Origin of the sequence: Geobacillus jurassicus NBRC 107829 (assembly GCF_001544315.1) — a bacterium.
Taxonomy (GTDB): Bacteria; Bacillota; Bacilli; order Bacillales; family Anoxybacillaceae; genus Geobacillus; species Geobacillus jurassicus.
This window is the reverse complement of the sequence record NZ_BCQG01000021.1, coordinates 45,925-57,351: the sequence shown is the minus strand read 5'-3', so window position 1 is coordinate 57,351 and position 11,427 is coordinate 45,925. Positions and strand designations below refer to the sequence as shown.

Genomic DNA, 11,427 nt, shown 5'->3' with positions numbered 1-11,427 from the left:
CAATGATAATTCGTTTAAAAAATGATAATTCGTAGACACAAAAAATTATGAGGAACTTAGGTTAACAAGTTCCGGATAATTGATTTTATGGGTACTTGAGGGGAGAAACCCTCAAAATTTAGGGAAAATTATAAGTTAACATAATATAAATTATAGGAATTTATATGAATGTATGTTTCAATACCTAGAAGTCTCATAATAGTGAGACGAAACAAAAAAAACATCCCGCCGGCATGCATGAACGCCATGCTCCGCTGCATACGCATGATAGCGAGTAAATTGGGCTGGCTAAAGAAGGTCATGACGAACATTCACTCGCCCGCATTTATTTGTTGACCAGAAGAGTCATGCCGGAAAATCAAGAGCCACCGATTTGGTTTTTGCACCGTCCGTGGTTCGTGCAAGAACAGTATGTGTTCCGCTGCAACTATTTCCTGTATCCGTCCCTTCTTCCGCGTCGCCTGACAGTCAATGGACTCGTCGCTTCTCCGCTGTCACTTCATTCGTTGAAAGCGATGCCAGCGAAAACGATTACGTGATGCCTGAATGTACAGTCAACCAGCGAGCAAAGTTCTCCCCTACCCCCATTCGCTTTGGAACTGGAAAGCATATGGGTATCATGCTGTTTCACGCGCACGACAAATCACCTAAAATAATAAAAACGCGCAGCCTCTTGATTCCCATTCAAGAAGCTGCGCGTTACCCACTGCGCGTCGGCAGCTGCAGGGACCGCATGATCTCATCCTTTCCCTTTTGGTTTAAGCAATATCCGTTTGACGATAGCGGACGCCTTTATACCGAACGCGAACCGGCACGCCTTTTTCTTGTTTATGCTTCACCAAAAGCAGCCGGGCTTTTGAAAAGGCTTCCATCATCCCAGACGCTGGAATAGCCTCTTCCCACACAATCGTTTCCCCTTGGACTGTGTAGAAGGAAAAGACATACTGTTTCATCACCTTCACCTCCCTATGTACTTATTATAATCAAAGACTGTTTTTCCTAAACACAAAAACTGTTACAATTATGTTAACATTTTCTGCGCCGCGTTGCCGCCAAAAAGCGGTTTCCGGAATGCTTCGGAAAGCGCGAGTCAGCGCTGTGGCCGTTCCACTCCCAATAAGAAAACCGGCATCATGATTCAATGCCGGTTTGTTGCTTGTATTGTTTGACGGCCGCTGTATAGTCGGCTTGAATGGCGTCTTTATCCCGTCCGAGCCGCGCGCTTAAAAAGTCGAGCACGGCTGCGTCATGGGCAAGGCCAGCGGCAAACTGCCGCTTCAGCCAACGTTCGCCGGCGGTTTCCTCGGAGAACGTACGGACCTCTCCACCATCGGCGTACACGGTCCACCCTTGGTCCGTTTGACGACTCAACCACCATTGGCCGTGGTGGTTCGTCCAAAACACCCCTTCTTCCTCGTTTTTTTGGTTCCATTGATTTTGTTCCGCATCGCCGTATACCGGCAAAAGCGGAAACGTCTCGACGACGAAAAGCGGAAACGTCGTGTCGTCGATAAGGCAACCGGACGCTTTCGGATGGCCGCCGCCGCCAAACTGCTTAGCGAACTCAGCGACGTTGACATTATCGTGAATGGTGCGGAAGCCGATATGCTTTGTCCCCATATTGACTAAAGCGATCAAGTCAAGATGAGGATAACGCTTGGATAACGCATTGCCCAATTCCGACAAATGGCGTTCGGCAAACACAACGCCGATGCAATAGTTTCCAAGCCAGCGCTGGACGAGCTGCTTTTGTTTTTGTCGAATGTAGCGTTGAATTTTCTTTTCTTCCATATCCAAAAGCAGCTCTTCCGTTTCCGTCAAAGCGAACGGTTCGCCGGAAGCGAGCCGCTCGCTCATCGTCTCCCAAAAGCCGTCAAGCCCTAAAATCGTCAACAAATCATTCAGCCGCTTCGCTTGCGAATTCCCGTTCTCTTCCCATTCCCATGTGTCGTATTGGCGGACAAGCTCGACGAAGACGTCAATTGTTTCGTTTGGCACAAGCATTCCTTCACGGACCAGATAATCGTAAAAGAGTGAAGTGGCAGACGTTTTTTTGCCATCGTCTCTTGCCGGTACGACCCATCCCCACGGATAGTTATTGAAATGAAGCGCCGTCACGTGGTGGTCGATCACTTGCACATGGCCGCCGCGCGCCGCACGCTCGGCGAGTTGCTGTTCAACTTCCTTGTTGACGGCCAAGTCGGTGATAAACAGCATGGCGCCGTCGGCCTCTTCGCTTTGCAAAAATTGGACGACTCGTTCATCCAAATTGCGATAGGAACAAAACGAAATGTTCACCTCGGCAAACGCCAGCTTCGCGAGCAATCCGCAGCCGATGCCGTCCAAATCGCTGTCGGTGAATAGTTTGATCATCGCTTCCCATCCTTTTTCTCACAAGCTTTTTTGCAGCCACGTTTTCAAGAGCGGAAGCAGCCGATCCGGCAGCTCGCCTGCATGCGGAACAAAGACGCGGAAACGGCCATAGATGTTTTCAATCGTCCGCCGCGTCTGCTCATCGTCGGCCCCGTGGCCTAAAAAGAGATTGACGACCTCAATGCCGCGGCGGCGCGCTTCGGCGACTGCTTCGTGCGTATCGATGATGCCGTTTTGTTCATATCCGTACGCGGCGGGTTCGCCGTCAGAGAAGACGAGCAGCACTTTTTGCGCTTCCGGGCGCTTGAGGAGCTGTTCGGTCATCCAGCGAATAGCCAAGCCGTCGCGGTTGTCTTCATGCGGCTCGAGCTGCAGAATCGCCGGACCGCTCGACGGCTCAAGCGAGCGGCGGAATGAGACCGCCAGCTGCAAATAGTTCGGCTGACGCGAAGCGGTTGCTTCGTTCGCATCTTCCCAAAATCCGACAATTTGGTGCGGCACGCGCAACGTTTTCAGCACTTCATGGCAAAGAACGAGCCCGGTTTTCGTCTCCTCCATTTTGTCGTGCATCGAAGCCGAGCAGTCGACCAGCAGGCCGAATACCGCATCAAACCGCCGCGTCGGCTCACTTTTTTTGTAAAATAAACGCGGGCGCTCGTCGGTGAAAAATGGCACCAATTGCTTGCGCAGCCGCCCGGCGGGCAAGTTCGTGCGCCAAGCGGAGCGCTTGTGTTCAAGCCATTGTTCCATGATGCGTACAAGCCGTTTTCGGTACGGCGCCACCGCCGCCTGTTTAGCGCGGTATTGCTCAAGATGCGCAAAGCTTGGCGGCGGAGAAGGAAGCAGCACGATCTCGGCATGGCGGTTGGTTTGGCCGTGCGGAGCGCCGCTTCCGGCCGGCGGAGCGTCGCTGGAAGCCGTCTGTGCCTCAAGGCCATACTCGTTTCGCGCCGTCGGCCGGGATGTGCCTTGCACAACGGCCAATGCCTGATCGCCGTCTTCACCCGGCCTCGCCTCATCGCTGATGATCTCGGTGCGGCTGCCTCGTTCGAGCTCAAATCGGAGAAAGCTTCCGCCCGCCCGGCTCGTTTCCCGATGCCACGTTGGCAGCACTTGCCGCTTGGCCTCTCCATCCGCCTCTTGAAGGGCATCGCGGTTTTCCAATGGATTGGTCCGTTTGAGATCTTGAAGCGTCATCGTTTTCTCGTCCGCATCATCCTCAACGATTGGCAGCGATGTATAGGCATTGACCATATCATGAGGCAACACGTCCTCCATCAGTTCCACAACGGCAAACGCCCAGTCCGCCACCTCGGCTGTCGAGGAAGCGTCAAAAAATTGCGGCCATAACGTTTCGAGGCGCGCCTGCACCGCTTCATCCGCCATTGGAGCCAGCGGCGCATCATCAAGCGGCGAATCGGCCGTGAGCCGCAAATACATGGCCGCCAAAAACTGATCAGCCCAAGCGCCGCGCGTTCGATTCGCTTGCCATTGCTGAGTGAAGTAGCGGCGGTACAAGCGGCGGCGCGTGCGGAACCATCGCTTCATCCCGGGACGTTCCCGCTCGCAGACGGCTTCCAAGCGAAGATCTTCAGCGAATGTAAACAGCTGTTTGGAAAGCTTGGAGAGCGGTCTGGATTCCACCGCATGTCGGAAGGCGCGGACCGCCGATAGGTCGGTATGCCGCCGCGTGCCGATGATGCGCAAGCCGACATCGGTTTTCATTGCCGTTTCCCGCTCCAATGGCGGATACCCATACCAAAAATGGCTGACGTAAACGACCGGCTTGGCAGAATGCACGCCGGAATGGGCGGCGAACTGGATGGCAACGTCGCGGCGGCGCATGAGCGTTTGGGCGAGGTCAGAAAGCTGCATGACCAAACTCGAATCGACCGTTCGGTCATTGAACATCATAAACCGTTCCATATGCAGCCTCCTATTCGTCAAACCACGTTTCAGCGATGTTGCGCACCGCGGCCCGTTCACGTTCATCGTCGAGCTTATCGACGATGCTTCGTTCAATGGCCCGCAATGGCGGCATGTACGCTGCCAAATCGCACGCATCCAACAAAGCGCGCACCGAAGCCGCTTCCTCGGCGATTTGTCCGTTTCGCACTTGCGCAAGCAGATCAGCCGACAAGGCGACGAAACGATCGATCAACGTTTCATCCGTTAATGTAGTTTGCGCCAACAATACCGATTTTAATGTTTCTCCTTGCACATACGGCACATTGATGACGACAAACCGGTTTTTGAGCGCCTCATTGAGCGGTACGGTGCCAATATAGCCTTCATTGATCGCGGCGATGACGCCAAATGTTGGTTTCGCCTGCACGACATCGCCGGTGAGCGGATTCGTGAGCCGCCGCCGGTAGTCAAGGACGCTGTTTAAAATCGGCAGCGTCTCTGGTTTCGCCATATTAATTTCGTCAATGTATAGCAAATGCCCTTTTGTCATCGCCTGGATGACTGGTCCGGGCACGTACTCGATCACCGCCTGGCCGTTTTTGTGCACGATCGTCTTAAAACCGAGCAATGCTTCGGCGTCCAAGTCCACGGAACAGTTGATGCTGTGCATCGGTTGACCAAACAAAGCGGACAACGTTTCAGCAAGCCGCGTTTTTCCCGATCCGGTCGGGCCTTTTAAGAGCACGTTTTTCCCAAGTGCGAGCGCAATGGCGGCATCGTGCACGATCGCCTCATCTGCCGCCTTGTACCCGCCCGCTCCAATCAACGCGCGATCCGGATCGCGGCGGAACAGTTCTTTTCGCTTTTCCATTTCTTTCGTGACCGTCAACGGCCATGTTCCCATCTGCTGCCTTCCTCTCTGTGGCGATCTTCCCCTCTCATTCTACTAGATCGCCCGGCGGGACGCAAAACAAAAGAATTAGACCATAAATATATTATGTAAATATAACAAAGAAAAAACGAGGCGCTCTCAACCGAAGTTGTCCTCAATTGCCTTGCGAATGAGCGCCGCGCACCGGTCCAGTTCCGCCTTCAGCTGGCGTTTGTACAATTTCGCCTTTTCTTCCCCGCCCTCGGCAAACCGATAGTAGACGACTTCTTGGTACTTCATCCCTTCTTTTTTTCGCTTCACTTGTTGCAAAATGCCGTCTTCGATCAAATCATGCAGCGCCTTATACACTTCGGAGTGGTTCGGCCGGTAGCCGAACGGCTTGAACTCTTGGCGCAATACATCAAGCAGCTTTAGCCCGTACAATCGCTCTTGCTCGGTGAGCGTAATCAAATACAATTTTAAAAACGCACGTTGTTTTAACAGAAAACCGCTGGGCGTCCGTTTCTCCCCCATGGGTTGCTCCCTCCTTCCTTATGGATTGAATTTCGCTCTTTTGGCCGCGAACTCCTGCTTGTTTTCATTATATCATGCGGGAAAGAAAAAATCCTTCCCCGCTCGTTTTCAATAAAACACGATCGTTTTATTGCCGTGGATGATGACCCGGTCTTCCAAATGCCACCGAAGCGCCCGGGCGAGCACCGTTTTTTCGATCAAGCGACCGATTCGCTTCAAGTCGTCCGGATGATGGCGATGGTCGACGCGGGCGACGTCCTGCTCAATGATCGGCCCTTCATCCAAATCATCGGTGACATAGTGCGATGTCGCGCCGATCAATTTGACGCCGCGCTCATACGCCCGCTCGTACGGACGAGCGCCAATAAAGGCGGGTAAAAACGAGTGATGGATGTTGATGATCCGCCCCGGAAATTCAGCGACAAACGCCGGCGACAAAATTTGCATGTAGCGGGCGAGCACGATCGTGTCGATCCGATAGTCGCGAAGCAAGCGGATCTGTTCGGCTTCGGCCTGCGCTTTCGTTTCCTTCGTCACGGGGATATGTACGTACGGAATGCCAAACGGCTCGACCGTCTCGCGCAAATCCGGGTGATTGCTTACGACAAGGGCGATGTCGGCGATCAACTCCCCCGCTTGCCATTGCCAAAGCAGCTCAAGCAGACAATGCTCGGCTTTGGAGACAAAAATGGCGATCCGTCGGATGTCGTTGTGCAGCCGAAGTTTCCAATCCATGCGAAACTCCTCGGCGATCGGTGCAAACGCTGCTTCGATCGCCTCTTTTCGCTTAGCGATGTCCGGACAATCAAATTCGAGGCGGAGGAAAAACGTTCCCCCTTCAGGATCGGTCGAGTATTGGCTCGATTCGACGATGTTCGCTCCTTGTTCATAAAGAAACGATGTCACTGCCGCGACGATGCCCGGACGATCCGGGCAGGAAATGAGGAGCCGCGCGCGCTGCTCGTAACCTTGCAAAAATGATTGCCAGCGATGTTGGCGAAATGTCGTCATGCGTTGTCTCTCCCTTTTCTTGCTTTTCTTGCAATTCATCATACAAAAAATTAATGAACTTGCCAACAGGGAAGATAACAAAAGAGGGTGTCCCAAAAGGATCGGGACACCCTTTCTTATTCCGTATATAGGTATAAAGCAATCATTAAAAAACAATATGTTGTGTTTTGTTTAAGGAAAATTACCCTTTTGGGTCAGCCCCCTGGCAAGCGAAAAACCTCTCTCAGTCTTTCGTCAAATCGCCGGCCGGGCCGAAAAATTCGTAATGGATGTGCTCCTCTGGCACACCCCATTGTTTTAGGGCACGATAGACGGTTTTCATAAACGGCACCGGGCCGCAGAAATAAAAGTCTGCGTCTTTCGTCGGGATCACGGATTGCATCCATGCAAGGTCGATCCGCCCTTCTTTGTCAAAATGCGGATGGCGGCGGTCCTCATCGGATGGCGACTCGTAACAAATACGGTAAGAAAATGACGGGCGTTCCGCCAACATCCGAAGCTCTTCATCAAACGCGTGCACGCGGCCATTCAAAGCAGCATGCAAAAACGTCGCTGGGCGGGTCGGTTGGCGAATGGCCAACGTATGCGCCATGCTCAAAAGCGGAGTGATGCCGACGCCGCCGCTGATGAACACAACCGGCGTCGCTTTGGACAAATCAAGCGTAAAATCGCCGGCTGGAGCGCTAAGCTCAAGCACATCGCCCTCTTGGGCATGATCATGCAAATAGTTGGAAACGATGCCGGCCGGCTTGTCCGCTGTGGCTGCTTCCCGTTTGACGCTGATGCGGTAATACCCTTTTCCAGGAGCATCCGATAAGCTGTATTGGCGAATATGCGTATACGTCTCGCCCGGAATCGACAGTTTGACGCTGACGTATTGGCCCGGCAAATAATCACTGATGGCCTTGCCGTCTTCCGGCTCCAAATAAAACGAAGTGATGACGCCGCTTTCTTTCACCTTTTTCACGACGACAAATCGGCGAAAGTCACGCCAGCCGCCGTGTTTGGCCGCTGCCTCATCGTAGAGCTCTTTTTCCACTTGAATGAAAACGGACGCAATGGCTTCATATGCTTCCGCCCAAGCCGTGATCACTTCGTCGGTGGCGGCGTCGCCGAGCACGTCTTTGATCGCCAGCAACAAATGCTTTCCGACGATCGGGTATTGTTCTGGTTTGATTCCTAAGCTGCGGTGTTTATGGCCGATTTGCCGCACAACCGGCAAAATAGCATCAAGCTGGTCGATATAGCGCGCTGCCGCATACACGGCTGCGGCCAAGGCGCGTTGCTGCCGCCCTTGCTTTTGGTTGGCGTGGTTGAAAATATTGAGCAGTTCCGGATGATTGGAAAACATGAGTTCATAAAACCGCTTCGTAATTTGTTCGCCATGTGTTTCCAAGACAGGCGCCGTTGATTTCACAATTTCAATCGTTTTTGGATGCAATTTCGTTGTCGTTGTCATGATTTCATCCCCTTGTAAAACATGTATTTTTAATACACCTTTTATTCAACCATGGGCACTGCGAAAAAGCAATATTTCAAATACATCTTTAATAAATTGTTCACAATTCTCCGTTCGAATCAGGTGTGGTACAATGGGATCAAGAATGTCGCTTAAAGGTTGTGAATCACGATGCAGTTGACGAACTATACGGAATACGCCTTGCGCGTCCTCTTGTTTTTAGGCGCGCTTGATGAAGAAGAAAAAACGAACATCAAAGACATTGCCGCTGCCTTTTCCATTTCAGAGCATCATTTAAGCAAAATCGTCCATGAGCTTGGCAAACTCGGCTACATTGAAACGATCCGTGGGCGCAACGGCGGAATCCGCCTTGCGAAACGCCCCGAGGAGATTGTCATCGGCGCGGTTGTTCGCGAAACGGAGGAAAACTTGTCGCTTGTCGAGTGTTTTGCCGCCCACGGCAATGAGTGCGTCTTAACGCCGGTATGTCGGCTTCGCTTCGCACTTCACGAGGCGTTAGAGGCGTTTTTGCGTGTGCTGGATGCGTATACGCTCGCCGATTTGCTTGAAGACCGAGCGTCGCTTCGTTCTTTATTGAAAGAGCGGCGCGGTTGAGAAAAAACTCTCTGGCTATAAGCTGGAGAGTTTTTTGGCGTTTGGCAGGCACACGATCACTAAGCATCGCTCTACGGAAGGAAGACGCGGGATGATGCGAAACCGATGGCGGCCTTTGCGCGGGATGTGGCGGCAAGACCGATAATCAGTTGGAAAAACGAAACCAGTCGTCAACCATGGGCGGCGGGATGAATACGTCCGGCACCGGCCGATCACATCCCCTTTGTTTGCCACAAGACGAAGAATATATTAAGATTAGAAAGGTGTGAAAACATCTGCATGACTAAAGGAGGTCACAATGAAACACGAAGGAAACGCTTTGCCACCTTACTTGCATATGGACAATGGAGAGCTTTGGCTCACCGAAGATGATCGCGACAACTTAAAAATCAGCTATCGAATCAAAGAGGTGATTTTTGCCGAGCCGTCCGAGTACCAGCATGTGATGATTTTGGATTCGTACGATTTCGGCCGCATGCTCGTACTCGACGGCGTCGTGCAAACGACCTCGATTGACGGCCATATTTATAACGAAATGATTTCGCACGTGCCGCTGCAGTTTCATCCGGAAGCGAAACGGGTGCTCATCATCGGCGGCGGCGACTGCGGCGCAGCTCGTGAGACGGCGAAATACGCTCATCTTGAAGCCATCGACATGGTGGAAATCGACGAAAAAGTCGTCCGGGCGTGCAAAGAACATTTGCCAGCCGTCTCCGGCAACTTATCGGATCCACGCGTGCGGTTTGTTTATGATGATGGCGTCGTGTTTGTGCAAGGGAAAGAAAACGTCTACGACGTCATTATGATCGACTCGTCCGACCCAGTCGGCCCAGCGGAAGCCTTGTTTTCACCGGAGTTTTACGCCAACGTCCATCGCGCGTTGAAAGCAGACGGGCTGATGGTCTGCCAAAGCCAGTCGCCGATTTTCCACTTGGATATTTTGAAACGGACGTACCGCAACATTCGCGAACTGTTCCAGCATGTGCTCGTGTACACAGCAGTGGTGCCGACGTATCCAGGCGGGCTGTGGAGCTTTACGATCGGCTCGAAACGGCCGCTGGTGTTTCCGGCGCAAACAACTATTCCAAACGACACGAAATACGTCAATGATGCGGTCTTCCGTCAATGTTTCGCCTTGCCCGAGTTTTTGCGCTCGGCGCTTGAGGTGGAATAACGGCTTGGCATGGAAAAAGCTGTCCCTGCTTTGGGGGGACAGCTTTTTTGTGTCATTTGAGTGATCCTCTTTACGCTTTCTATTATTCCACCCGCTTTCTTGTTTCATTGCGCCGGCGGGTTGTGGGCCAGTGCCCGCTTGGCAAGCCATTGAAACGTCAAGTCATCCGCCGGCGGGTTGTGCAATCCAGCGCGGACGTCACGGTAATGCCGCTGGAGCGGGTTGTCAGCAAACAAGCTTTGTCCGCCGACAATGCGCATCGCCCAATCGACGACTTCAAGCGCGGTATTGGTGGCGACCAATTTGGCTGTTGCCAACTCCTCTTTCATCGCCATCCGTTTTTCCGGATAGCGATCCCATAAGTCGGCGACCGCGTACAGGAAATGGCGTGCATGAGTGAGGCGCCATTCCATTTCAGCGATTTTCCGTTGCACTTCTGGCGTTGAGGCGATCGGATGAGACAACGTGTTCGGCTGGTACATTTGTGCAAAGCGGAGAGCCTCGTTGCGCGCTGCAATGGCGATGCCTAAGTAACAAGCCGGAACGTGCAGCAGCCATCCTTGCGCCGGTGCGGCTTCGTTCGATTCCCCGAGCGTCTCGACGAGCGCCTCTTCGTCGACCTTCACTTCCTCAAGAATAATATCATCGCTGCGCGTCGCCCGCATGCCAAGCGTGTTCCACGTCGGCTCGATGCGGATGCCTGGCGCAGTCATCGGTACGAAAAATTCACCGACTCGACCATCTTCCATCGTGGCGGAAATCAATACGTAATCGAGCGCAGGGGCTAACGACGCAAATGCCTTTCGCCCGCGAATCACCCAACGTCCATCGCGAAAGACGGCTGTCGTTTCTGGCTTACCGCCGCGCGCCGGGCTGCCTGTCGCCCGTTCGGAATGAGCGCTGTTGATGAGCGAGTGGCGGCAAACGACTTCTTTCGCCAGGCGGGCGAGCACCGGCTCCGGCCAGCGGCGAAGCAAAAATAAACGCATGAGAATGCTGGCATGCCAGCCAAATGACAAAGCTGTTGCCCCAGAGCCTTGGGCGATCGTCTCTTGCACGAGCACGAGCTCATACAGCGACGCCCCTTGGCCGCCGTATTCAGCGGGGATGGTCAACGAAAGGAATCCCGCCTCTTTCAAATCGGCAAAATCGGCAAATGGAAACTCAGCCCGTTCGTCATCGTGAGCCGCCCTTTTGGCAAACCGCTCGGCAAGGCGCCGCGCTTGGTCGTATAATTGCTGCTCCCGATCGGTCCGCACAAGCAAGTGATACAACTCGTTCATCGTTCTCCCCTTCTTTTTTGATCGAGATGCTTTCATTGTACTGCTTTTGACCAAAGGTGAAAACAAAAATGCGCAAAAAAGCCGTCCGTGGAACACGGACGATCCTCATGATGAAAACGCTTCGTTGTGATCGCAAGGCGGAACATATCTTTCTGCCTGAATTCCCCCTTGGCTATATGTCAGAGTTTAAGCATTGCTG

11 protein-coding genes are annotated in these 11,427 nt (G+C 52.9%); 3 read left to right on the top strand and 8 right to left on the bottom strand.

Going from position 1 to position 11,427, the window contains the following annotated elements; translation table 11 throughout:
• Positions 1 to 347 precede the first annotated feature (347 nt).
• Positions 348 to 539: a hypothetical protein gene (locus GJ1_RS07845; protein WP_066230818.1), complete on the top strand. Its 192-nt coding sequence runs from the start codon at positions 348 to 350 to the stop codon at positions 537 to 539.
• Between the two features lie 219 nt (positions 540 to 758).
• Here the strand turns inward: GJ1_RS07845 and GJ1_RS07840 are convergent, their stop codons facing one another.
• From GJ1_RS07840 to hmpA, 7 genes are all read right to left on the bottom strand, one after another.
• On the bottom strand, positions 759 to 953 hold the full coding sequence (locus tag GJ1_RS07840) for a hypothetical protein (protein ID WP_066230815.1): 195 nt from the start codon (positions 951 to 953) through the stop codon (positions 759 to 761).
• Positions 954 to 1,131: 178 nt separating this feature from the next.
• Positions 1,132 to 2,373: a DHH family phosphoesterase gene (locus GJ1_RS07835; RefSeq protein WP_066230812.1), complete on the bottom strand. Its 1,242-nt coding sequence runs from the start codon at positions 2,371 to 2,373 to the stop codon at positions 1,132 to 1,134.
• 18 nt (positions 2,374 to 2,391) lie between these two features.
• Positions 2,392 to 4,299, bottom strand: a complete 1,908-nt coding sequence (locus tag GJ1_RS07830; protein WP_066230809.1) for a nitric oxide reductase activation protein NorD — start codon at positions 4,297 to 4,299, stop codon at positions 2,392 to 2,394.
• 10 nt (positions 4,300 to 4,309) lie between these two features.
• The gene (locus GJ1_RS07825; RefSeq protein WP_044736315.1) at positions 4,310 to 5,185 is read right to left on the bottom strand and encodes an ATP-binding protein; all 876 of its coding nucleotides are present in this window, start codon (positions 5,183 to 5,185) and stop codon (positions 4,310 to 4,312) included.
• Positions 5,186 to 5,311: 126 nt separating this feature from the next.
• Positions 5,312 to 5,686 carry a replication termination protein gene (locus GJ1_RS07820; protein WP_066230806.1) on the bottom strand — a complete coding sequence of 125 codons (375 nt, stop codon included), beginning with the start codon at positions 5,684 to 5,686 and terminating at the stop codon, positions 5,312 to 5,314.
• 108 nt (positions 5,687 to 5,794) lie between these two features.
• Entirely contained in the window at positions 5,795 to 6,697 is a 903-nt protein-coding gene (purU, locus tag GJ1_RS07815) for a formyltetrahydrofolate deformylase (protein ID WP_044736316.1), read from the bottom strand.
• Positions 6,698 to 6,920: 223 nt separating this feature from the next.
• Positions 6,921 to 8,156: an NO-inducible flavohemoprotein gene (gene hmpA, locus GJ1_RS07810; protein WP_066230803.1), complete on the bottom strand. Its 1,236-nt coding sequence runs from the start codon at positions 8,154 to 8,156 to the stop codon at positions 6,921 to 6,923.
• Positions 8,157 to 8,327: 171 nt separating this feature from the next.
• Between hmpA and nsrR the strand changes: the two genes are divergently transcribed.
• Positions 8,328 to 8,771: a nitric oxide-sensing transcriptional repressor NsrR gene (gene nsrR, locus GJ1_RS07805; RefSeq protein WP_044731355.1), complete on the top strand. Its 444-nt coding sequence runs from the start codon at positions 8,328 to 8,330 to the stop codon at positions 8,769 to 8,771.
• A gap of 298 nt (positions 8,772 to 9,069) precedes the next feature.
• Positions 9,070 to 9,945, top strand: a complete 876-nt coding sequence (gene speE, locus GJ1_RS07800; protein ID WP_066230800.1) for a polyamine aminopropyltransferase — start codon at positions 9,070 to 9,072, stop codon at positions 9,943 to 9,945.
• 104 nt (positions 9,946 to 10,049) lie between these two features.
• On the opposite strand, the gene GJ1_RS07795 is transcribed toward speE, so the two are convergent.
• The gene (locus GJ1_RS07795) at positions 10,050 to 11,228 is read right to left on the bottom strand and encodes an acyl-CoA dehydrogenase family protein (RefSeq protein WP_066230795.1); all 1,179 of its coding nucleotides are present in this window, start codon (positions 11,226 to 11,228) and stop codon (positions 10,050 to 10,052) included.
• Positions 11,229 to 11,427: the final 199 nt, after the last annotated feature.